Source organism: Neptuniibacter halophilus (genome assembly GCF_030295765.1).
GTDB lineage: Bacteria > Pseudomonadota > Gammaproteobacteria > Pseudomonadales > Balneatricaceae > Neptuniibacter > Neptuniibacter halophilus.
The window spans coordinates 1,909,643-1,933,614 of record NZ_AP027292.1 but is presented as its reverse complement, the minus strand read 5'-3'; the positions used below and the strand labels follow the sequence as shown (position 1 = coordinate 1,933,614).

Genomic DNA, 23,972 nt, shown 5'->3' with positions numbered 1-23,972 from the left:
TAGTAACGTTATAGTAATGATAAAAAGTGAGAGCATTGAAATAATGAATCCGAGGAATCCCACTCTCTCTCCAGATCAAGAGAGACTCAAACAGAGAGCAGAGAAATGGTTCGAAAAGCACTCAAAATTAGAAGAACTTCTCTGCCATTGGGCAGATCAATATCTGAGAAACAATCCTATACCAAATGCTGACCTATACGACCTGAGTGCAAGTAAAAACGGAATCATTTCCTACATATGCTCATCCTCAAAAGCAGATGAAGCCAATAAGAGGGTTGGCTCAATGTTTGGTGCTTGGCGCGTTCACAAGCACAAACTCAATAAGCAAGTGATCCACCTGACCATATCTAAAGAAGCCTATTCCTGCTTGAATAAGCTCTGTCGAAATTGGCAGAAAGGGCCAACCGAGGTGATTGAAAATCTATTGAGAAATGCAAAAAACCTTTCAGAGCTGGCTCATAAGGAAGAAAAAAGAGTTTTCAATGAGAAAAAGCAGGTTCTTGAGGAGAAGTATCAAAAAAAGGCAAGCAGGCTGCTGGATAAAAGATCAAGCCAAGCCTCTAACAACCAGCCTCTGTGAAGCACTATGTCAAAGCAGAAATACGGCTGGCTAATACCTCAAGTGCTGCTCTACGCTCTTCGAGATAATCATGCTGGTTGTATACCCCTTCAACGCCTCTGAGTTTGTGATGGGGCACCTCTGCCACAACAAAGTAGCAAACTTGCCTGAAAAGCTTTTACTGAAAAATATGTATCAGGTTCCCTTTAGGGTAAATCCTAGGGCACAAGAAACCAGAAAAACAAAATAAACCAATAAAATCAAAAAGATAGGATAAAAAAGTGGCGCGCCTGGAGGGATTCGAACCCCCGACCAACAGGATCGGAACCTGCTACTCTATCCAGCTGAGCTACAGGCGCACTCAAGAAGTGTTTGCGGGGGGTATTCTAACGGCAGCGTTTGGATTCGCCAAGTATTTTATAAAGTTAAGTACCTGTTTCCCGGGTTGACTCAACTTCGTAGAGGTTGCGTAGTTCTGTATCCAAATCGCCCTGCAGGAGCACTTCCCAGGTTTGGTTGTCTTCGGCAAAGGAGAGGAAAGAGTGGCAGTTACAGCAACGGTAGATCCGTTGATTCGGAATACTGCTTAACAGGGTTAGCTTTACGCTGCCATCGGGCTCACCCTCGAGCTTACGGCAGGCGCAGTTTTCATACATTCCCTTGCTGGTCATGGTGGACACCGCTGTTTTTATTTTAGACCTTAGTAGTACCTTCTTTTACTCCTTTCATTTTCTAAAAGCTACGCTTTTCCCCCGGAGCCTGAGCAATTTTGCAAATAATTGTAGGGATAACGAAAAAATACCCACCAAAACTGCGTTAGATCACCCCCCACCATCAAAGCCCCATTTCAGTTGTGATTATTTACCGCTATAATTCGCAGCCGGTGAAACTTTGAGCAGTCGAGTCTGAACCTACGTCCCTGAGCATCCCCATGGTGGGCCGGGCATCCTGACAGGCCGTGCTGCGTATCCAAATTTAAGGTTGATTGAGAGGTCGTGACTGTGAAAAAAATCACTTCAGCACTGGTAGCTCTGGGTCTGGGCGTTGCACTGAGTGCATCCGTACAGGCGACATCTAATGACGAGGCTGTGATTGAGCGTATTAAGGCGGTAGGTTCCGTTTGTATCGAAGGCGATGATAGCTGCGGTGGCGCTGCGGCGGCTCCTGTAGCAGCCGGCGGCACTCGCTCCGCTGAAGAAGTTTACACTGCTAAGTGTGCAGGCTGTCACGCTACTGGCGCAGCCGGTGCACCTAAGTACGGCACCTCCGACTGGGCTGATCGTGGAAGCAAAGGTATGGAGACTCTGCTGGCAAACGCGATCAACGGTATCAATGCAATGCCACCTCGCGGTCTGTGTGCTGACTGTTCTGACGAAGAACTGCAGGGCGCAATCCAGCACATGATCGATAGCGTTCAGTAATTCAGACGCAGTAAAAAAGGCCGCTTCTGCGGCCTTTTTTGTGCCTGCGATTCAGTCGAACAGGTTTTTCAAACTGTTGAGGGTGGCCTGCCCTTTCTTCTGATTCTGGATCGGGTTCTTTTCACCTGCGCCTTCTATCTCCAGATCTTCCGCGGGTAACTCATCGAGGAAGCGGCTGGGAATACAGTCCAGCACTTCGCCATACTGTTTACGCTGTTTTGCCAGTGTGATGGTCAGACAACGTTTGGCCCGGGTGATACCTACGTAAGCCAGACGACGCTCTTCTTCAATGTTATCGGTTTCGATGCTGTTGCGGTGGGGCAGCAGCTCTTCCTCCATGCCCATCAGAAAGACATAGGGAAACTCCAGACCTTTTGAGGCATGCAGGGTCATTAACTGAACCCGGTTGGAGTCATCTTCCTCCTCCTGCCGGTCGAGCATGTCGATCAGCATCAGGCGGTTGATCGCTTCCTGAATCCCGGCATCGGGGTCATCTTCCTGCAGCCGTTCCAGCGTGGATTTGAGGGAATCCAGCAGAAACCAGACGTTCTGCATCCGTTTTTCAGCCATCGCTTCACTGGAGCTGTTCTGAGCGATCCAGCCTTCATAGTCGATATCACGGATCATCTCGTGGATCGCAGCGATCGGATCCCCCACATGACACTGTTTGTAGATATGCTGCATCCAGTTACAGAAACGACGCAGACGCTCAACCGCGTTGGCTGGCATCGCCTGCTCAAGGCCCATCTCATCACAGGCGCTGAACATGCTGATCTGGCGCTCTACGGAGTACTGCCCCAGCTTTTGCAAGGTACTCGGCCCGATTTCACGGCGCGGCAGGTTGATAATTCGCAGGAAGGCGTTGTCGTCATCGGGATTGACCAGCACTTTGAGGTAGCTCATCAGATCCTTGATCTCTGCGCGGGCGAAGAATGAGGTGCCGCCATTCAGTTTGTAGGGCACCTGATAGTTCTGCAGTTTCATCTCCAGCAAGCGCGCCTGAAAGTTGCCGCGATAGAGGATCGCCATATCCCGGAACTGGATACCATTTCGCAGATGCAGATCGGTAATTTCCATGGCGATCCGCTCACACTCGGCGTCTTCATTGCGGGTATGCAGCACCCGGATCGGATCACCCAGCCCCATCTCACTCCACAGGGTTTTCTCGTATATGTGGGGGTTGTTAGCGATCAGGGTGTTGGCCGCACGCAGTATCCGGCTGGTGGAGCGGTAGTTCTGTTCCAGCTTGACCACTTTCAGGCTGGGGTAATCTTTTTCCAGCTGATGCAGGTTTTCCGGCCGGGCTCCACGCCAGGCGTAGATCGACTGATCATCGTCCCCCACCACGGTGAGGGCACCGCGATGGCCTACCAGTTGTCGCACCAGGCGGTACTGAGAGAGGTTGGTATCCTGATATTCATCCACCAGCAGGTAGCGCAAACGGTTTTGCCAGCGCTCAAGTACCTGCGGGTGTTCCGCAAACAGACGCACCGGCACCAGAATCAGATCATCAAAATCAACCGCGTTATAAGCACGCAGGTGTTGTTCATAGACTTCATAAGCCCGGGCAGCGAGAATCTCTTCTGGCAGTTGCGCCTGCGTCAGCGCCTGCTGCGGGGTCAGCATCTCATTCTTCCAGTTAGAGATCTGGTGCTGCACGGAATCAACCTGATCGGTCTCTTCGTTGTGTTGCAGCATCAGGTCTTTCAGCAGCGCCTTGGTATCCTGATCATCAAAAATGGAGAAACCGGGCTTAAACCCCAGTGTTTTATACTCCCGTTTGATTATGGTCAGCCCCAGGTTATGGAAAGTGGCTACGGTCAGCCCTTTACTGTCGCCACCTTCGAGCAGGGCGGTAACACGCTCTTTCATCTCACGGGAGGCTTTATTGGTAAAAGTCACCGCGGCGATATTCCGGGCTGCGATACCACAGTTGTTAACAAGGTAAGCAATTTTGCGGGTAATTACGCTGGTTTTACCCGATCCCGCGCCTGCCAGTACCAACAAGGGGCCACTGATGTATTCCACAGCTTCTTTTTGCCGTGCATTTAACTGAGACATATAAAAGACTACTAAAGTATGTAAATTTGAAGCCGATTAAGTTCTTGAACGAATAATTGTTTACAGCATTTACAGTGAGTTAACTGAGCCCCTGCGTTTTATAAGCGTTTAATCAGTAATGGCTTAGTGTTAGGCTTATTCACTCTCGCTGCTAATTATCGCATGTATGTCTGCTTAAGGAAGCCGAGAAATGCCCGGATTAGGTGATAAGGAATAATAACAATGCGAAAGGCCCTCAGGCAGCAGTCTGATCGCCCGAAGAGCATTCTGCTTATTGACGTGGACGGCATTAGCAGATGTATTTCCCAAGCCCTGGTTGAATCGACACGCAAGTACAGGCTGATCATCACGCATTCGTTTTCTGACGGACTACTGAGTCAGAAACAAAATAAGTGTGATGTGATCCTGCTCGCCTGTAATCAACTGAAAAAATCCCTCCCCGGCATCATCGAAAAATTCCACAGTTTCCAGCCCGAAGTCCCCATCATCAGCATTATCGATAAGGACAGCCCGGTAGAACGGGAGCGACTGCTCCGGGCCAAGGCGACTGATTATATCTCCCTGAGCAACTTTTCTGAGGATACCCTCAACCGCTCTATCCGTTATGCCCTGCAAAACGCGGAACAGCGGAAGTTGATTCAGGAGCTGCGCGACACAGACAGCCTGACCGGGCTGGGTAACCGTCAGTTCTTCTATCGGGAGCTCGAAACCAAGCTCGAACAAAACAAGAAAATGGGCACCAAACTGGCGGTCATCTCCATGGATATCAATAATTTCCGGGCGATGAACAGCCGATACGGTCAGCACCATGGCGATATTGTGGTTGAGGAGTTAGCGCGCCGGCTCTCTCTGATCGAATCGGAGAAGACCTCCACGGCGCGCCTGGGCAACGATGAGTTTTCGATTATTGTGGATATCTCCGCCTATGAAGACACGGGCGTCGTTACCAAAGAGATTATCCAGAAGATCATGAACAGCATTATGCAGCCGGTGGTTTACGGCCGCAGTGAAGTGCAGATCAAATGCAGCATCGGGGCCTCGTTCTATCCTGAACATGGTGATGATGCAGAACAACTGGTTCACCGTGCCGTGGTCGCCCGGCAGGAATCGAAAAAGGCGTTCGAAACCCGCTATACCTTCTTCAGCAACGAGCTGGAGAGCCGCGACAATCTCTATTCAGAGCTGGCTCCGCAAATCGCCTTTGCCTTGCGCAGTAATCAGTTTGTGCTGCACTATCAGCCCCAGATCAACCTGCGTAATGGCCAGATTGAGGGTGCCGAAGCGCTGATTCGCTGGCAGCACCCGGAGAAGGGGCTGCTCTACCCGGATTCCTTTATCCCGATCTGCGAACAGATGGGCCTGATCGTACCGATAGGCTACTGGATCATTCATCAGGCCTGTATGGATATCAACCGCCTGAAGAGTTCCGGCATCGATCTGAAGCATATCGGGGTTAATTTATCGTTCCGTCAGTTTGGCGATGATAATCTGGTTCCGACCATTAAACGGATACTTGAAAAGACCAAAGCAGACACCAGTGTTCTCGAGCTGGAACTGACCGAATCGGCCCTTCACGATGACCAGAACCATGTCATCTCCTGTCTGCAAAGCCTCTCGGAGACCGGCCTGTCGTTCTCGCTCGATGATTTTGGTACCGGCTACTCCTCCTTCTCTCTCCTGCAGAAACTGCCGATCGACACCATTAAGATCGACCGTTCCTTTATCACCAATGTCACCACCTGCGCCGATGATGCGGAGATTGTCCGGGCGATCATCAACCTGGCTCATAACATGGGTAAATCCGTTATCGCCGAAGGGGTCGAAGAGCAGCATCAGCTCGATTTTCTGGTAGAGCAGGAGTGCGATTTTGTGCAGGGCTATTTCTTCAGTAAGCCCGTCAGTTTTGATCTGTTCCAGCACACCCTGCTGAAGTGTGCCGCAGCGGTCTGACCCTTCACTCAGCTCAGCTCAGCTCAGCTCAGTCAGACGATAACTGAGCGCCTCCAGCAAATGCCGCCGCTGCAGTGTTTCCTCTCCTGCCAGATCTGCCACCGTCCGTGCCACCCGTAACACCCGATGGTAAGCCCGTGCAGACAGATTCAATCGTTCCAGTGCCGAAGCCAGCAGTTGCCGGTCCTCCTCCTGCAAAGCACATGACTGTTCCAGCAATTTCCCCTGTAACGCCTGATTCGGACACCCCTGACGCGCCAACTGACGCAACCGGCTCTGCTCAACTCTGAGACGCACCTGTTCACTGGTTTCGCTCTGTTCTGATTCTGCCAGCAACTCATCCCGTTTCAACGCCTGCACACTCAACTGGAGATCGATCCTGTCCAGCAGCGGCCCGGAAATTTTCGACTGGTAACGACGCACCTGATCAGGGCTGCAGCGGCAGCGCCCGGAGGGATCCGAGAAATATCCACAGGGGCAGGGGTTCATCGCCGCAATCAACTGAAATCCGGCAGGAAAAACCGCCTGCCGCACCGCCCGGGAAATCAGAATCTGGCCGGATTCCATAGGTTCACGCAACACCTCCAGCACCTGACGACTGAACTCCGGCAACTCATCAAGGAATATTACCCCCTGATGCGCCAGCGAGATCTCACCCGGACGCGGATGACTGCCACCGCCCACCAGTGCGACAGAAGAGGCCGTATGATGTGGCGCCCTGAAAGGGCGTTGCTGAGGCAGCCCCGTAACAGCACTCTGCGTTAGCGAGTGAATAGCCGCCACCTCCAGTTGTTCAGCCTCAGTCATTGAAGGCAACAGGCCGGGTAAACGATGCGCCAGCATACTTTTACCACTGCCCGGAGGCCCGACCATTAACAGATTATGCCCCCCGGCAGCCGCAATCTCTAAGGCCCGTTTCGCCTGAAGCTGGCCTTTCACCTCACACAGGTCAGGGCCTGCGACAACGGGTTGATTCGCTCCCGATTGTGGTTCTGCGGGCTGCAGGAGACACTCCCCCCTGAGGTGTGCACAAACCGCTAACAGGTGCGCGGCTGGCAATACCGTTAAACCGGAGGCGATCAGTGCGTCCTGACCGTTATCCACAGGCAGAATCAACTGACGCTGAGCATCCCGGCAGGCCAGCGCCGCCGGCAGCAGAGCATTCACAGGTCGCAAACTACCGGATAAGGCCAGTTCACCGATCAGCTCATAGTGGGATAAAGCCTGCTCAGGCACCTGAGCACTGGCACAGAGGATGCCAAGGGCAATCGCCAGATCATAGCGCCCTCCCTCTTTCGGCAGGTCTGCCGGGGCCAGATTAACCGTGATACGACGTTGCGGAAACTCAAAGCCGGAGTTGATCAGGGCACTGCGCACCCGCTCCCGACTTTCGCGCACCGCCGCTTCAGGCAATCCGACAATAGAAAAACAGGGCAGGCCCGGTGAGAGATGAACCTCCACCGAAACCGGTGGAGCACTGATCCCGACCTGAGCCCGGGTCAGTGCAATTGCAAGTGACATAACCTTCCATCCTTGGAAGTGTCAGCCTTCGCCCCGTCGGGACGGGCTGAGTGTTAGTGTTCTACGGCCAGATGCTGCAGCAGTTGCTCCAGCGACAGCGGCATACCGAAATAACGTCCCTGCATCAGCATACAGCCCTGCCCCATTAACTGGCCCCGGGCACCGGCACTGGCCACGCCGTCAGCCAGCACCTCAATCTCCAGTCGTTCTGCCATATCCAGAACGCTGTCGATAATCTTTTGCCGGTTCTCATCACTACTCATGGTGGTGACCAGATCCGCATCCAGCTTGATCAGATCAGGCTGAACTTCTTTTAGCTGTTCCATCAGCGGGCTTTCGCAGGCAAAACCGCTGACCGAAAGCAGTGCATCACTGCTCAGCAGGTCAAACAGCGCCCCTTCACGTTCGAGCGCTGTCTGCAGGTCCACATCGACCATCATCTGTCCTGCCATCTGATACTGGGTTAACTGTGCCACCCAGCGCTGCACACTTTCTTTACTTTGCAGTTGCTGATTTTCCAGACGGAAAGAGATAAAGCGCAGGCCGGGGAAGCGCTCCCAGATTACACTCAGGGAGAGCAACTCCTGATCCAGCCAGTCTTCATACAGCTTCAGTGATTCCGAACTCTGTAACAATGCCGCGAAATCCGCCAGCGGAATCTGGCCCAGTTCCTGATGTGCCCAGCTCGGCCGTGCATGCACCGCCACCACCCGATGGCTGTAGATACTGTACACCGGCAGAAAGGTCATACCGACTTCGCTGCTGACCAGCGCTTTGCACAGATCCTCTTCACGCAGAATCTGCGGGCCTTTGCTGCGTTCCATCAGCTCACTGTATACACGGAAGGTGTTCCGCCCTCCCTGCTTCGCCGCATACATCGCCACATCGGCTTTTTTCACCAGTTGCTTGGACTGCTCACCATGTTCCGGATACAGCGCAATACCAACACTGCCACTGACAAAGATCTCCCGATGATCCACAAAGATACCGTGAGAGAGCTGCTCAACCACCCGCTGTGCCACTTTAATCGCGGATTCCACCCCATCCTTACTCGGCAGGACCATCACAAACTCATCACTGCTCAGACGAGCAAGAGCATCTTCGCCACGCACCACAGAGCCAAGCCGACGCGCGACCTCTTTAAGCAGATTATCGCCGACGCTGCGGCCCAGATTGTCATTGATCCATTTGAAACGGTCGAGATCGACCAGCATCACCGCCAGTTGCTCTTTAGCTTCCCGGCAACGGTCGATCTGCTTATCCAGAATATCCTGAAACATCTCCCAGTTGGGTAACTGAGTCAGCTCATCGTAGCGGGCCTGATGGGTCAGGGGTTTGAGCTCCGACTGGATCATACTGAGGTCGAAAAACTGTACCAGGTAACCTTTCAGCAGGCCGAGCGTATTTTCCTCGCGGATAATGTTGAACCAGCCCGGAAAGACGGTGCCATCTTTGCGTTTACACCAGATCTGGCCCTGCCAGACACCTTCATTACTCAGGTTCAGCCAGATCTCCGAGTTAAACCGGTCGTTACTCCGGTCCGCAGAGAGAATACCGGGCTCTTCCCCCGCCACCTCCGCAAAACCATAGCCGGTTAACGCTTCAAACGCCGCATTGGCGCTGATAATCCGGTTATTCTGGTCTGTCACAAATACCGCCTGCGGCGATCGCTGAAACAGAATCTGTTCAAAATCTTCCATGGAGCCCCCTGCGCGTAGCGACGGACTGGGTGGGGTTTATGATGCCGGGGAGTTGTTCTCCAGCTCCTGCAATAATTTTTCCAGTGCTTCGACCTTTTCCCGGGTCCGCATCAGCACGGCTTTCTGAGCATCAAATTCTTCGCGGCTGACCAGATCGAGGCGGTCAAAAGTGCCCTGTAACATGGCTCTGATCTGTTCTTTCATCTGATCCTGCCCGGGCAATTTCTGGCTGCCGGAAAGTAACTGATTGAACTGCTCGGTCAAGCCATCAATCAATTGTGGATTGATCATTTTATGCCTCTTTTTATGTACCTGATAATAGACGTTCACTATATCAACAATCACCACCGGATCAACCTGGCACCAAAACAGTGCATGCATCAAAACAGCGCAGCGCACGGCGCCCTAATTTGTAGCACAATTTTTAACCAGCTCCATGCAAGATATCGTAACAAATTGATTTTAAATGCATTTTAAAACATGGCACAGCCTTCGCTAAACCATGCTCAGAAATCGTAAACGACAGTCAAGCTCAACGATTCAGGAATAGAAACGCATTTGTCTCAATGGGGGATAACAAAATGAAGATGGTCTCCGCAGTCATCAAACCATTCAAGCTGGATGATGTACGTGAAGCACTTTCTGAGATCGGGGTACAGGGTATCACCGTGACAGAAGTCAAAGGCTTCGGACGTCAGAAAGGACACACCGAACTCTACCGTGGCGCCGAATACGTGGTGGATTTCCTGCCTAAAGTACGTGTTGATGCCGCAGTATCCAGCGACATCGTCGACCAGGTAGTAGAAGCGATCAGCAGCGCTGCCCAGACCGGCAAAATCGGTGACGGTAAGATTTTTGTCACCAGCATCGAACAAGTAGTGCGTATCCGTACCGGTGAAACCGGCGCTGAAGCACTTTAACTAACTGACTTACTGATAGCTTCTGGAGGAACTACCCAATGGAAGAACTTCTGAACTCAACAGCGGCTGATGTAACTCAGCTGAAGTACGCACTGGATACTTTCTACTTCCTGGTGTGCGGTGCGCTGGTAATGTGGATGGCAGCAGGTTTTGCCATGCTCGAAGCGGGTCTGGTACGGGCCAAAAACACCACTGAAATCCTGACTAAAAACATCGCCCTGTACGCGATCTCCTGCATCATGTATCTGGTGTGCGGTTACGCCATCATGTACGGCGGTGACTACCTGCTGTCCGGCATCACCGGCGACGGTTTCACCGGTGCTGAAGAGCCTGCGACCTATGCTCCATCTGCTGACTTCTTCTTCCAGGTGGTATTCGTTGCAACCGCAATGTCCATCGTTTCCGGTGCCGTTGCTGAGCGCATGAAACTGTGGGCGTTCCTGGCATTCGCAGTCGTGATGACCGGTGTTATCTACCCAATGGAAGGTTCCTGGACCTGGGGCGGCAACGCGGTATTTGGCATGTACACTCTGGGCGATCTGGGCTTCTCTGACTTCGCAGGTTCCGGCATCGTACACATGGCAGGTGCTGCTGCAGCACTGGCGGGTGTTCTGGTACTGGGTGCCCGTAAAGGCAAATACAGCAAAGACGGTGCGGTTAACGCGATTCCGGGTGCTAACCTGCCGCTGGCAACTCTGGGTACTTTCGTACTGTGGCTGGGCTGGTTCGGCTTCAACGGTGGTTCCGTACTGGCAACTTCCGATGTTGAAAACTCCAACGCAGTAGCCGTGGTATTCATGAACACCAACGCTGCAGCCGCAGGTGGGGTAGTTGCGGCCCTGATCGTAGCTCGCCTGCTGTTCGGCAAAGCGGATCTGACCATGGCTCTGAACGGTGCGCTGGCAGGTCTGGTAGCGATCACTGCTGAACCGTCTACCCCATCTGCCCTGCAGGCTACCCTGTTCGGTGCGATCGGTGGTGCTCTGGTTGTCTTCAGCATCCTGACACTGGATAAGCTGAAAATTGATGATCCGGTCGGTGCGATCTCTGTACACGGTGTTGTAGGTCTGCTGGGTCTGCTGCTGGTACCGGTAACTAACGGTGACTCCAGCTTCGCTGGCCAGATCATCGGCGCTCTGACCATCTTCGTATGGGTATTCGTAACCAGCCTGATCGTTTGGCTGGCGCTGAAAGCGATCATGGGTATCCGGGTTACTGAAGAAGAAGAGTACGAAGGTGTGGATATCTCTGAATGCGGTATGGAAGCATACCCAGAGTTCACATCCGCTAAATAAAAATAAAAAAGCGATGAAAAAGGGTGCTCAGGCACCCTTTTTTCTTTGTTTTCAGGGCAAAATGCGATCACAGGGTGAAGCAAGCCCATATACCAAGTCAGGTATTTCTAGGTATACTAGGGCGCATAATTCACGATAGTTAAAACTGTCCGCAGAGGTTCAGTACCAACAGGACGGGTCAGACTGAGGAATAGCATTATGAAACTGGTCACTGCGGTGATTAAGCCGTTTAAACTGGATGATGTCCGTGAGGCGCTTTCTGAGATTGGTATTCAGGGCGTGACCGTCACTGAGGTGAAAGGCTTCGGACGTCAAAAAGGTCACACCGAACTGTACCGTGGTGCAGAGTACGTGGTGGATTTCCTGCCTAAAGTAAAAATCGAGATTGCTGTTGATGCCGATATGGTTGAGCAGGTTATCGAAGCGATCAGCAAAACCGCCAATACCGGCAAGATCGGTGATGGTAAGATTTTTGTAGCACCACTGGAGCAGGTTATCCGCATCCGTACCGGCGAAAGCGGCCCGGACGCGCTCTGATTCAGCACGCTTTAAAAAAAAACGGCCTTCGGGGCCGTTTTTTATTGCCTCCGCTCCTCCCGGACGTACCAGAGCGTCCCCGAAACGCCTGTTTTTTTACTGCACTTGCCTGACCGTTAACAGAGCACACCGCTGAATAAGGCCGAGCTTATCCACGATACGGCTTAGAGTACAGCCGCCCTTGTTCCCGCCCCGCATTCAAACAAAAAGCAAAAACAAGCCGATCTTATAGCTTTTAACGCCAAGGGCTATAGCACAGTTTGAATAGATCAATAAAACCTATAAAAATCCTTAAATTAGTGAAAGAAACCTTTTAATTTCAGAAAAAAACCACCCGCAAACAGCTATTGATCCAAGTCAAGCTTCAAACAATCTTCGGGGTCCGGCATTACAATTCAAACGAAAATTAAAGCAGAATAACCATCCGGAAACCCAGCAATAACCAAGATGTGATTGATGCCTGACTCGCCCATTTTTTCTGACAACACGACCACCCCGACACTGGATTGGTTTCACCATTCCTCAGTGGGCATCCTGTTGCTCGATCCGGAGCTGAACTGCATCCACTGCAACCCCTGCGCTGAAAATCTGATCTGGAGCCGTATCGATCAGCCGGCTGGCAACTGTCTTCCGGAAGACTTCAGACAGGCCTTGCAACCCCATCTGGATAAACTGCTGCGTGAGCAGCAGGAAAATTACGCGACTCACCTGTTACTACCCAGTTCTGATGAGCCACTGCTGGTGCGCACGGAACTCAGCCGTATCGAACTCAGCGAGGGCGTCAGCGCCCTGTTTCTGACCCTGCGCAACTCCAGCCTTGGCGCTCGTCAGGCCCGCGAGCTCCGGGTGTTCCGTAACGCAGTCGACAATACCGGCAGCGCAGTCGTCATCACCAACGGGCAGGGCCAGATCGAATATGCCAACCGCCGGTTCAGTGAAATTACCGGCTACACCCTGAATGAGATCCGGGGTCGCCGCCCCAGTTTTCTGCGCTCGGCTCAGACCAATGATGAAACCTACCGCCAGCTCTGGTCGAGCATTCTCAACCACCAGCCCTGGCGTGGCACTCTGCTGAATCAGCGTAAAAACGGTACCACCTACTGGTCGCTGCAGAACATTTCACCGATTCATGATGAGCTCGGGAATATCAGCAATTTCGTTTCAGTCAGTGAAGATATTTCCAAAATCAAAGAGCATGACGCCCAGATGGAGAAGATGGCGTACTTTGACCCCCTGACTGATCTGGGTAACCGGCGCAGTTTTCGCCGCGCTCTGGATCAGTACCTGCATTCCCCTCAGGAACAGGGGGTCCATGCCCTGCTGCTGCTCGATCTGGATCATTTCAAACAGATCAACGACACCATGGGCCACGAAGCGGGCGATGTCCTCCTCACTACCATCGCCGGACGTCTGAATTTCTGCACCCGCCAGAAGACCTCGGTGTTCCGCCTTGGCGGAGATGAGTTCACGCTGATTTTTCGCAACTGCCGGGATCAGGAGCATATTACCGAGCGGGCCCGCGAAGTACTGAATCTGCTGTCCCAGCCGGTTCAGATCGGCCCCCATGAAATCCGGGTAACCGTCAGTATCGGCATCACCCTGATCGGCCTCGACAGTCAGGACGCCAGTGACCTGCTGCGAAATGCGGATCTGGCCATGTACCACGCCAAGAAACAGGGTCGCAACACCTATGCTTTCTATACCCCGCGTTTAGATGAGGAAGCACAGCGCACACTGAGTATCGAACATGATCTGCGTAATGCGCTGAACAGCCAGCAACTGCAACTGGCCTTCCAGCCTCAGGTACGCGCTGAAGACGGCAAGATCACCGCCATGGAAGCCCTGCTGCGCTGGGAACACCCTATTGATGGCGCGATTCCTCCCTCGGAGTTTATCCCCCATGCCGAGGAAACCGGCCTGATTATCCCGATCGGGCGCTGGGTACTGCGGGAAGCCTGTAAAGCTGCGCGCAAGCTGCAGGATATGGGGCTGCCGCCGATCAAGGTCTGCGTCAACCTGTCGACCCGACAGTTCGACGATCCCAACCTGCTGAGTTATATCGAAGAAGCCCTCCAGCTCTCCGGGCTGGAACCCCGCTGGCTGGAGCTTGAGATCACTGAAAGCATGCTGATGCAGGATATGCAGGCGGCGATCGACCTGCTGCACCGGATCAAACAGATGGGCATCAGTCTGGCGATTGATGATTTTGGTACCGGCTACTCCTCACTCAGCTATCTGAAGAAAATGCCGGTAGACCTGCTCAAGATTGACCGTTCTTTTTTGCAGGATATTCCCACTGACCGGGACAATATGGCGATCACCTCAACCATTATCGCCATGACCAAGCAGCTCGGTCTTAAAGTGGTGGCGGAGGGAGTCGAGAATGAAGCTCAGATGAGTTTCCTCAACCGCAATCAGTGTTCACTGCTGCAGGGCTTTCTGATCAGCCGGCCAGCCAGCTTCGAAGCGTTCTGTAACAGCTACCGTCAGTGTCAGCATTACTGCGGTGCCTGCTACAAAGAGAGCAACTGTGAGATCCTGCCGCAGCGACAGAATACATCACTGCTGAACTAATCTCTGCACCCACCTTTGCTGAAAACATAGCGCCCCTTGCGGGCGACTTTTCTACCCTGTTCGCCGCAAGCGTCTAAACTTACCTCTATATGCAGCAGAGGAGGCGAGCGATGTCACCCACCCTCGATCGGGAACTGTTTAATCAGGTCATGGTGCCCAACTATTCTCCGCTACCGGTCATCCCTGTTCGTGGTCAGGGCTCGCGGGTATGGGATCAGGCGGGCCGTGAATATATCGATTTTGCCGGCGGTATCGCCGTGACGGCTCTGGGTCACTGCCACCCGGAACTGACTCAGGCACTGCATCAACAGGCAGAAAAGCTCTGGCATCTGAGCAACGTCTGGACCAACGAACCCGCCCTGCAACTGGCGCAACTGCTGTGTGATAAAACCTTCGCCGAGCGGGTTTACTTCGCGAACTCCGGCGCAGAAGCCAATGAAGCCGCTTTCAAACTGGCCCGCAAATACGCCTACGATCACAGCGGGCCGCAGAAGCATGAGATTCTGAGCTGTGAGAACAGCTTTCATGGCCGCACCCTGTTCACCGTCAGCGTCGGTGGTCAGGCGAAATACCGGGAGGGCTTTGAGCCGGTTCCCGGTGGGATCCGGCATCTGCCCTTCAACGATATCGCGGCACTCGAAGCGAGTATCAGTGAACGCACCTGCGCGCTGGTCATTGAGCCGATTCAGGGCGAGGGCGGGATCATTCCCGCCAGTCAGGAATACCTGCAGGCCGCGCGCGAGCTCTGTGACCGCTACCGTGCTCTGCTCATCTTTGATGAGATCCAGACCGGTGTCGGGCGTACCGGCAAACTCTACGCTTATCAGCATAGCGCTGTCATACCGGATATTATGACCACCGCCAAAGCACTGGGTGGCGGCTTTCCGATCGGCGCCATGCTCTGCCGCAGCGAGGTGGCCGAGTCCTTCCAGTTTGGTACCCATGGCAGCACCTATGGCGGCAACCCGCTGGGCTGCGCCGTGGCCAGCGCCCTGTTGCAGGTGGTCGACAGTGAAGCGGTGCTCGATGGCGTTCTCAGTCGGGAAAAGAGGTTTCGTGAACAACTGAATCAACTCAACCAACAATACCCGGTTTTTGATCAGTTCCGTGGTCAGGGCCTGTTGCTGGGCTGCGCGCTGAAGCCCGATCTCCTCGGCAAAGCCAAACAGTTACTGCTGCTGGCTCAGGAGGAGGGGGTTATGTTGCTGATTGCCGGCCCGGATGTGATCCGTCTGGCACCCTCGCTGATCATCCCCGAAGCCGATATCGATGAGGGGCTGCAACGCTTCGGCCGGGCAATGCATCGCTTCCTGCAGGAACCCTGAAGCCGGAGGCCTTGCCATGAAATCGTTCACCGATATCCCGCTGGATCTGGAACAACAGGAGCAGCTACTGCTCCGGCAACTGGCTGAAAAACAGGCTCTGCGGGAACACCAACTGATTGAACTGGTCGAGATTAACAGCGGCTCACTGAACCCGGCCGGGATCAATCAGACAGGCGAACGCTGTGCGCACTGGTTTGCACCGATCAGCGACAGTTGTGAACGCTTGCCCCTGCCCCACTGGCAGCGCATGGACTTCTCCGGCGAGATCATTGAACAGCCGCTGGGCGATCTGTGGCGGTTCCGGCGCCGTCCGGATGCGCCCTGTCAGATTCTGCTCTGCGGCCACACCGATACGGTCTTTCCTCCGGAGAGTCCGTTTCAGCACGCAATCCGTCTGGATCATGCCCGTCTCAATGCCCCCGGAGCCGCGGATATGAAAGGCGGCATTCTGGTCATACTCTCCGCACTGGAGGCACTGGAAGCACACCCGCTAGGCACTGAAGTCGGCTGGACACTGCTACTCAACCCGGATGAAGAGATCGGCTCTCCGGGCTCGGCAGACCTGCTTGCCAGCGAAGCCGGCAGACATCACCTTGGATTAATTTACGAGCCGGCCCTGCCCGATGGAAACCTTGCCGGGCAACGCAAAGGCAGCGGCAATTTCACCCTCTGCGTTCGTGGCCGCGCCGCCCACGCCGGACGCAACCCTGAACAGGGCCGCAATGCGATCAATAAGGCCGCCGAACTGGCCCTTGAACTGCAAAACATGAATCAGGCCCGCCCCGGACTAACCCTCAACAACGGCATGATTCGAGGCGGCGAAACCACCAATAAAGTGCCCGATCTGGCAGTGCTGAAATTCAATATCCGCATCGAAAACAAAGCCGATGCAGACTGGTGTCAACAGCAACTGCAGGGGATGATTCTGCGGCACAATCACGATGAAGGTTTCAATCTGGCACTGCACGGCGGCTTTGGCCGGCTACCGAAGAACCTTGACGCGCAGCACCTGGCGCTTTACAAGTTAGTACAGAACTGCGCTAAGGATCTCGGCCAGGATCTTAACTGGCAGGCCACGGGAGGCTGCTGTGATGGCAATAACCTGTCGGCCGCGGGTCTGGCCAACATCGACACACTCGGCGTCACCGGCAACTTTATCCACAGCACCGATGAATTTATCTATCTGGACAGCCTCACCGAACGTGCCAGACTCAGCGCGCTACTGCTATTCCGCATTGCGGCTAACGGGCTGCCCTTCACCCCGGCATCCCGATCAGGAGAAATACCATGAACAAGTCTGAGCTAACGGAGATGCTGGAGGCGATGTGGCAGGATTATCTGGCCATGAACCCCGAAGCCCGGCAGATCCACCAGTTGTTCAGCGACCTGAACTACCAGGTGATCAATGATCATATCGCTCTGCGCACCTTTGATCTGGAAGAGGTGAACATTGAGCAGATGGCCCGCCCGTTTATTCAGGCGGGTTATGAACCGGCCGGGGAGTACCATTTCAAAGCCAAGCAGCTTTATGCACAACACTTTCAGCATCGCGACCCGCTCCTGCCCAAAGTATTTATCAGCCAGTTGATGACGGAATCACTCAGCAGCGATAGCCAGTTACTGATTCACAATATGATCGCCGAACTGGAACCCGAGCAGTTAGTTGCAGATAACCTCTGTTACTCCGGACGGGCCTGGGATCTGAGTTATACGGAATACCAGCAATTGCTGGAACAGAGCGAATACGCTGCCTGGCTCGCTGCCTTTGGGTTCCGCCCTAATCACTTCACCATTTTCGTTAACGCGCTGACCTCACACAACAGCATCGGCGAGGTTAATCAGTTCCTCAAAGATAAAGGCTTCCGCCTGAACACGGCTGGCGGTGAGATAAAAGGCAGCGTGGAAGCACGGCTGGAGCAGTCGTCAACACTGGCCAACCCGGTCAGCGTTCATTTCAGCGATTGCGAAGCTGAAATTCCCGGCTGTTACTACGAATTTGCCCGGCGTTATCCGCTGGACGATGGCACCCTCTATCAGGGTTTTGTCACCGCGTCGGCGGACAAAATATTCGAGAGTACCGACACCCGGTAATAGCGGCAGACAGGAGGTGAGTCATGTACTTTATCCGCCCCATCGCCAGCGAAGATCTGGAAACACTGCACCAGATCGCGATAGAGTCAGGTCCCGGCTTCACCTCTCTGCCGGAAAATCAACAACTGCTGGAAGCCAAAATCCAGCGCAGTTGCAGCGCCATGGAGCAGGCGATTGAGCAAGCCGGAGCGGAAAGCTACCTGTTTGTGCTGATCGACTCAGACAGCAATCAGGTCGTCGGCACCACCGGCATTGAGGCTGCCGTTGGCTTGCGGGAGCCCTGGTATCACTATCGCATGGGCACCGTCGTTCACGCCTCCCGTGAACTGAATATCCACAACCAGTTCAAAACCCTCTATCTGTGCAACGATTACACCGGCTGCAGCGAAGTCTGCACTCTGTACCTGCAGCCAGAGCATCGCCACTCCCAGAACGGCAGCCTGCTGTCGAAAAGCCGTTTTCTGTTTATGGCAGAACACCCGCAACGCTTCGCCTCAAGAGTGATCGCCGAGATGCGCGGTTACTCCGATGAGGAAGGCCGCTCCCCCTTCTGGGAGGGGCTTGGCCGGAAGTTCTTTGCCATGGATTATTCCGAAGCTGACTACCTGACAGGTTCCGGTAACAAGGTGTTTATTGCCGAACTGATGCCTAAATACAGCATTTACATACACCTGCTGCCGGAAGAGGCTCAGGCGGTGATCGGCCGGGTACACGCGAATACCGAACCGGCCCGGCGAATGCTCGAGAATGAAGGTTTTCGCTTCGAGAACTATGTGGATATCTTTGATGCCGGTCCGACCCTCACCGCCCCGCTGGAGAAGATCCGGGCAATACGTGAAAGTCGTTACGCCAAAGTTCGCCTGCTAAACCAGCCCCTCAGTGATAACGAGCCCCTGTTTCTGATCAGCAATACCCGTACCCGGGAATTTCGCTGCTGTATCTGCCCGATCGTACAGCGTCAGGGCATCGCCGAGATATCCACCGAGGCCGCTGAACTGTTACAGATCATTGAGGGCGATACCATCCGTTTAGTGGAACTGAAAGGGAGGCAGCTATGAAACCTCAGGCAACCCATTTTATTAACGGCGAATGGATAGCCGGCTGCGGCGACTCTCTGGAGTCCGTCAACCCCGGTACGGGAGAGCGTATCTGGCAGGGCGATGCCGCCGATGAACAGCAGGTCAATGCAGCCGTCACTGCTGCCGCAGAAGCCTTTCCCCACTGGGCCGACCTGACCCTGAATCAACGGGCCGCCTTTCTGCACCGGTTCAGCGACCTGCTGCTGGAATACAGCGACCTGCTGGCTGACACAATAGGTCAGGAAACCGGCAAACCACTCTGGGAAGCTGCTACCGAAGTAACCGCCATGCGCGGTAAAGCCGGCCTTACCATCAGCGCTTACGAGCAACGCTGCCCGGAGGAAGAGAGCATCAGTAACGGAATACGCTCACTCCTGAGCCACCGACCCCATGGCGTGGTTGCAGTTTTTGGCCCCTACAATTTCCCCGGCCACCTGCCCAACGGACACATTATGCCGGCACTGCTGGCGGGTAATACGGTGGTGCTTAAACCCAGCGAACTGACACCGCGTACCGCTGAGTTAATGGTTCATCTGTGGCAGAAAGCCGATCTGCCCGATGGTGTGCTTAATCTGCTGCAGGGTGGTAAAGAGACCGGCGCTGCGCTGGCCGCGCATCCGGATATCAACGGGCTCTATTTTACCGGCAGTGCCGCCACCGGCTGCTACCTGCATCAGCAGTTCGGTGGTCAGCCAGAGAAGATCCTTGCGCTGGAAATGGGGGGTAACAATCCGCTACTGGTTACCCGCACTAAAAATATCACGGCAGCGGTATATAACACACTTCAGTCGGCTTATATCACTGCCGGGCAGCGCTGTACCTGTGCCCGACGCTTACTGGTACCTAAAGGGGACGAGGGCGATCAGTTTCTTCAGGCCCTGCAAAATGCTGTCAGCCATATCGCTGTCGGGCTCTACAACCAGCAGCCAGCCCCGTTTATGGGTTCCCTGATCAGTCAGAGCGCCATGACCCAGATGCTCCACGCCCAGAACAAACTGCTGGATCAGGGAGCCGAGCCGCTGGTCAGCATGCAACGCTTCACCGACCGGGGTGCCCTGCTGACGCCCGGACTGCTCGACTGCAGCGCCATCGAACACCCGGATGACGAGGAGTACTTCGGCCCATTGCTGCAGGTCTATCGGGTTAACAGCCTGCAACAGGCCACCGAAATGGCCAATAACACCCGATATGGACTCTCCGCCGGAGTACTGAGTGATGACCCGCAGGTATTCGAGTATTTCCAGCGCCATGTGCGTGCCGGCCTGATCAACTGGAACCGCCCGCTGACCGGCGCGTCCAGTGCCCGCCCCTTTGGCGGCGGTGGCCTCAGTGGCAACCACCGGCCCAGCGCATGGTACGCCGCTGATTACTGCGCTTATCCGGTGGCTTCGCTGCAATCAGAACAGATGGAACTGCCAGACAAACTGGCGCCGGGCATCCAGTTGGATGAACATATCTGGGGCCGGGTATGACCCGGGTTCTGAATCTGGACGGGCTGGTTGGCCCTAACCATAACTACGGCGGGCTGGCGCAGGGTAATCTGGCTTCTGCGCTACATCGTGGTCAGATATCCAACCCCCGCAGCGCAGCACTTCAGGGGCTGGAGAAGATGCATGCCCTGCATCAACTGGGACTTGCTCAGGGCATTCTGCCACCACAGCCGCGCCCGCAGCTCTCCCTGCTGTATGCAGCCGGCTTTCGCGGCACAACAGCAGCGTTGCTTGAACAAGCATATAAAGAGTCACCGCGGCTGCTGGAAGCCTGTTATTCCGCCTCCTCCATGTGGGCCGCCAATGCCGCCACCATCACACCTGCCTGCGACAGCCTGAGTGGCAAAGTCCAGATCTCCCCGGCGAATCTGGTCAGCGGCCTGCACCGTTCACTGGAAGCACCTTTTAACCTGCAATTCTTCCGGCGCTGCTTTTCCGACCCTGAATTTTTTCAGGTACACCCTCCACTTCCGGCTCAGAACAGTTTTGCCGATGAAGGAGCGGCTAACCATACCCGGCTCAGCGACCCCGCCACCGGTCATTCCCTGAACCTGTTTATCTATGGCCGCAGCGATCAGCAAAGCGGGCCCGACCATTTCCCGGCACGACAGAGCAAACTCGCCAGCAACAGTCTGATTCGCCGTCACCGGATACCACCCGAACGGGCGCTGTTGGTGCAACAGAATCCGGACGCGATCAATGCCGGCGCTTTTCATAATGATGTGGTGGCGGTGGGCCATGAAAATTTCCTGCTGCTGCACCAGCAGGCCTTTTCCGAGCAGGCGGAGGTACTGAAGACACTGCGTCAGCAAACCCGGCACTGGCAAGCCCCGCTGAGCATTTTCGAGGTCAGCCAGAAAGAGTTAAGCCTGAGTCAGGCGGTGAAAACTTATCTGTTTAACAGCCAGTTGGTGACGCTGACAGATGGCAGCCTGCTACTGATCGCCCCTGAAGAGAGCCATCAGGATCCGGTGACTGCGGCCATCTGCGAGCGCATTCTGGCAGAGGATAACCCGGTCAGCGAGGTGCGCTTTTTTAACCTCAGGCAAAGTATGAACAATGGCGGCGGCCCCGCCTGCTTACGTCTGGCTATCCCCCTGCGAGAGCAGGAGTTATCGCGGGTCGCGCCGGGCATCCTGATCAATGAAGAACGTTATCAGGCGTTGCAAAGCTGGATTGAACAGCACTACCGGGACCGGCTCTGTGCTGATGATCTGCGCGACCCCCAACTGGTGGAGGAGATCGCGCAGGCGCTGAGCGAACTCAACCTGATCCTGCAGCTACCCGAACTTTATCACTGAGCCTTAACTGCCGCAGGCACCCGGATCAGGACTTCCAGCCCCCCTTCAGGATGATTGGCCAGCGTCAGTTTCCCACCCAGACGCTGTATGGCCCGCGAGGCAATACTTAACCCCAGACCGTAACCTTCGGACTGACTTGAACCCCGATAGAACGGATCACAGAGTTTGCTGAGCTGCTCTTCCGTTACCCCGGGGCCATGATCCCGAATCCGGATCTCGCACTGCGAGGCACAGCTCACACTCAGCTCTATGGCGCTCTCCGGCGGTGTATGTTTACAGGCGTTGCCCAGAATATTATTCAGCGCCCTCTCCAGCAGTTTCTCATTCACCCGTACTTCACACTCGGAATGTACGACCAGCGAAAAATCACGCTGTGGATGGCTGAAACGGGCATCCCCCAGTAACTCACCGAGAAACTGACTCAGGGCGATCCCCTCTCCTGAGACCTCCATCTGCTCCAGACGGGAGAGTGAGAGAATTTCGCCAATGAGCTGATCCAGCCGCTGACACTCACGGATAATTCTGGCGACCGCTTTATCATCTTCTCCCAGTCGCTGTTCGGCGATCCCGGCAGCAGCCTGCAACCGGGCCAGCGGTGCCCGCAGCTCATGAGAAACATCCTGCATCAGGCGCTGATGCGAGGTCAGTGTCTGCTGCACGTAATCGGCCATCCGATCGAAATCCCGGGCCAGCTCGCCCAGCTCATCACCACGCTGGCGCAGCTTTTCATCGGTCCGGGTATCCAGTTCGCCACGGTAGATCGCCTGGGTATGCTCCCGCAGAAGCTTCAGCGGCCGGGCAATGATGGCCGACACCAGCAATGCACCCAGCCCCGAAACAAGCAGTATCAGTACCAGTTGTACTGACAGGATGCGGCTCATCAGATGCGCAAACGGAGAGCGATCCCAGCGCAGATCCAGATCCACCTGATACAGGCGCCCGGATTCTGAGCTCATAACAAACCGGTACAGCTCCTCCGGCTCAGGATTAAAGTTCTGAAAACCAACGACCTTTCGGCCCAGCTCAACATCCGTGATATATACCCGTTCCGCGATGTTCAGCCAGCTATCCCGTTTCCGGTCCGGGTGGCGTGAACGATGGTCATCACGCTTATGGTCATCGTCATCATCGTCGTGCTCCTTATATTTGCGTGGCAGTTTGGGCAACTGACTCCGAAACCCTGTACGTTCATAACGCCCGATCATTAATTCCGCATAGCCTTCAGCCCGGGCGGTAACCACCTCTTTGAAACGATCCTGCTCGGTCATGGTGGCGACGACACAAACCGTCGCCAGTAACACCAGAAAACTGACACACCATATCGCCGCGAAAACCTTCCAGAACAGGCGCTTATACCACTTCATAGATCATCCTTTATAAACTGGTAACCAACACCACGCACAGTTTTAATCAGTTCACGCCCGGGCAGCAGACGACCCAGCTTCTGCCGCACCCGACTCACGTGTACATCGATCGCCCGATCATATGCGGCCAGTTTGCGATGCAGTACCAGCTCTGTGAGCTGCTCTTTTTCCAGCACACTACCGGCATTGGCAAGCAGGTAGGCCAGCACATTGAACTCGGTACCGGTCAGTTCAACCTGCTCATCAGCCACCCGCACCTCACGCACACCCGGATCAAGGCTGACTCCGCTCATCGACACCGGTGCATCCGGAAACAAGGTGGTGCGTTGCTGCGGTTCTGCACGACGCAGCACAGCCCGGATTCGCGCCAGCAGTTCACGGGGATTACAGGGTTTACTGAGGTAGTCATCTGCGCCCATCTCCAGACCCAGAATACGGTCTATATCCTCGCCCCGTCCGGTGAGCATAATCACCGGTAGCTGAATCTGCGGACGGATCTGCTGCAAAAGTTCGAGCCCGCTTTTACCCGGCATCATCACATCCAGAATCATCAGCAGGTAGCGATCGGCGCGCTTCAGCCGCTCACAGGCCTGCTCAGCATCATGGGCAAACTCCAGAGTAAAACCTTCATGGCTGAGGTAGTCACCGATCAGCTCACAGAGCTCCACATCATCATCGACCATCAGTAACCGCTGTTTATCACTCATTCTCTCGCCACCTGTTTATGCTTTCTCTCAGCAAAAATGATAGAGCTTTTAGCGTCAAAACACCCGGCATCCACGAT

Annotated in this window: 20 protein-coding genes and 1 tRNA gene; 13 read left to right on the top strand and 8 right to left on the bottom strand. The window is 54.5% G+C overall.

Annotated elements, in window-relative coordinates:
- Positions 1-16 precede the first annotated feature (16 nt).
- Positions 17-580, top strand: a complete 564-nt coding sequence (locus tag QUD59_RS08935; protein ID WP_286240939.1) for a hypothetical protein — start codon at positions 17-19, stop codon at positions 578-580.
- 261 nt (positions 581-841) lie between these two features.
- On the opposite strand, the gene QUD59_RS08930 is transcribed toward QUD59_RS08935, so the two are convergent.
- Positions 842-918: transfer RNA gene (locus QUD59_RS08930), tRNA-Arg, on the bottom strand.
- 66 nt (positions 919-984) lie between these two features.
- Positions 985-1,230, bottom strand: coding sequence for a hypothetical protein (locus tag QUD59_RS08925; protein WP_286240937.1), 246 nt, complete (start codon positions 1,228-1,230; stop codon positions 985-987).
- 330 nt (positions 1,231-1,560) lie between these two features.
- On the opposite strand from QUD59_RS08925, the gene QUD59_RS08920 reads away from it, so the two are divergent.
- Positions 1,561-1,980, top strand: a complete 420-nt coding sequence (locus tag QUD59_RS08920) for a c-type cytochrome (protein WP_286240936.1) — start codon at positions 1,561-1,563, stop codon at positions 1,978-1,980.
- Between the two features lie 51 nt (positions 1,981-2,031).
- Here the strand turns inward: QUD59_RS08920 and rep are convergent, their stop codons facing one another.
- Positions 2,032-4,041: a DNA helicase Rep gene (rep, locus tag QUD59_RS08915; protein WP_286240935.1), complete on the bottom strand. Its 2,010-nt coding sequence runs from the start codon at positions 4,039-4,041 to the stop codon at positions 2,032-2,034.
- Positions 4,042-4,440: 399 nt separating this feature from the next.
- On the opposite strand from rep, the gene QUD59_RS08910 reads away from it, so the two are divergent.
- Positions 4,441-5,991, top strand: coding sequence for a putative bifunctional diguanylate cyclase/phosphodiesterase (locus QUD59_RS08910; protein ID WP_286240934.1), 1,551 nt, complete (start codon positions 4,441-4,443; stop codon positions 5,989-5,991).
- 18 nt (positions 5,992-6,009) lie between these two features.
- Here the strand turns inward: QUD59_RS08910 and QUD59_RS08905 are convergent, their stop codons facing one another.
- From QUD59_RS08905 to QUD59_RS08895, 3 genes are read right to left on the bottom strand one after another with little or no spacing between them, the layout of a single operon-like run.
- Entirely contained in the window at positions 6,010-7,512 is a 1,503-nt protein-coding gene (locus tag QUD59_RS08905) for a YifB family Mg chelatase-like AAA ATPase (RefSeq protein ID WP_286240933.1), read from the bottom strand.
- Positions 7,513-7,565: 53 nt separating this feature from the next.
- On the bottom strand, positions 7,566-9,212 hold the full coding sequence (locus QUD59_RS08900) for a diguanylate cyclase domain-containing protein (protein WP_286240932.1): 1,647 nt from the start codon (positions 9,210-9,212) through the stop codon (positions 7,566-7,568).
- A gap of 36 nt (positions 9,213-9,248) precedes the next feature.
- Positions 9,249-9,503, bottom strand: a complete 255-nt coding sequence (locus QUD59_RS08895; RefSeq protein ID WP_286240931.1) for an accessory factor UbiK family protein — start codon at positions 9,501-9,503, stop codon at positions 9,249-9,251.
- 290 nt (positions 9,504-9,793) lie between these two features.
- Here QUD59_RS08895 and QUD59_RS08890 point away from each other — a divergent pair, with 290 nt between their 5' ends.
- From QUD59_RS08890 to QUD59_RS08845, 10 genes are all read left to right on the top strand, one after another.
- A complete protein-coding gene (locus QUD59_RS08890) occupies positions 9,794-10,132 on the top strand; it encodes a P-II family nitrogen regulator (RefSeq protein ID WP_286240930.1) in 339 nt (112 codons plus the stop codon).
- 38 nt (positions 10,133-10,170) lie between these two features.
- Entirely contained in the window at positions 10,171-11,427 is a 1,257-nt protein-coding gene (locus QUD59_RS08885; protein ID WP_286240929.1) for an ammonium transporter, read from the top strand.
- Positions 11,428-11,625: 198 nt separating this feature from the next.
- Complete coding sequence (glnK, locus tag QUD59_RS08880) at positions 11,626-11,964, top strand: P-II family nitrogen regulator (RefSeq protein WP_286240927.1); 339 nt, start codon at positions 11,626-11,628, stop codon at positions 11,962-11,964.
- A 456-nt stretch (positions 11,965-12,420) separates the two neighbouring features.
- Positions 12,421-14,538: a sensor domain-containing protein gene (locus tag QUD59_RS08875; RefSeq protein ID WP_286240926.1), complete on the top strand. Its 2,118-nt coding sequence runs from the start codon at positions 12,421-12,423 to the stop codon at positions 14,536-14,538.
- A gap of 110 nt (positions 14,539-14,648) precedes the next feature.
- A complete protein-coding gene (locus tag QUD59_RS08870; protein ID WP_286240925.1) occupies positions 14,649-15,863 on the top strand; it encodes an aspartate aminotransferase family protein in 1,215 nt (404 codons plus the stop codon).
- A gap of 16 nt (positions 15,864-15,879) precedes the next feature.
- Complete coding sequence (locus QUD59_RS08865) at positions 15,880-17,154, top strand: hydrolase (protein ID WP_286240924.1); 1,275 nt, start codon at positions 15,880-15,882, stop codon at positions 17,152-17,154.
- Positions 17,151-17,954, top strand: coding sequence for a DUF1338 domain-containing protein (locus QUD59_RS08860; RefSeq protein ID WP_286240923.1), 804 nt, complete (start codon positions 17,151-17,153; stop codon positions 17,952-17,954). Before QUD59_RS08865 ends, QUD59_RS08860 begins: the two co-directional genes overlap by 4 nt.
- Before the next feature lie 23 nt (positions 17,955-17,977).
- Entirely contained in the window at positions 17,978-19,012 is a 1,035-nt protein-coding gene (gene astA, locus QUD59_RS08855; protein ID WP_286240922.1) for an arginine N-succinyltransferase, read from the top strand.
- Positions 19,009-20,505, top strand: a complete 1,497-nt coding sequence (astD, locus tag QUD59_RS08850; protein WP_286240919.1) for a succinylglutamate-semialdehyde dehydrogenase — start codon at positions 19,009-19,011, stop codon at positions 20,503-20,505. The genes astA and astD overlap by 4 nt, the downstream gene beginning before the upstream one ends.
- On the top strand, positions 20,502-21,824 hold the full coding sequence (locus QUD59_RS08845; RefSeq protein WP_286240918.1) for an N-succinylarginine dihydrolase: 1,323 nt from the start codon (positions 20,502-20,504) through the stop codon (positions 21,822-21,824). Before astD ends, QUD59_RS08845 begins: the two co-directional genes overlap by 4 nt.
- Here QUD59_RS08845 and QUD59_RS08840 read toward each other — a convergent pair.
- Both QUD59_RS08840 and QUD59_RS08835 read right to left on the bottom strand, forming a co-directional pair.
- Positions 21,818-23,188, bottom strand: a complete 1,371-nt coding sequence (locus QUD59_RS08840) for a sensor histidine kinase (RefSeq protein WP_286240916.1) — start codon at positions 23,186-23,188, stop codon at positions 21,818-21,820. The genes QUD59_RS08845 and QUD59_RS08840 overlap by 7 nt on opposite strands.
- On the bottom strand, positions 23,185-23,895 hold the full coding sequence (locus QUD59_RS08835) for a response regulator transcription factor (RefSeq protein WP_286240915.1): 711 nt from the start codon (positions 23,893-23,895) through the stop codon (positions 23,185-23,187). The genes QUD59_RS08840 and QUD59_RS08835 overlap by 4 nt, the downstream gene beginning before the upstream one ends.
- Positions 23,896-23,972 lie beyond the last annotated feature (77 nt).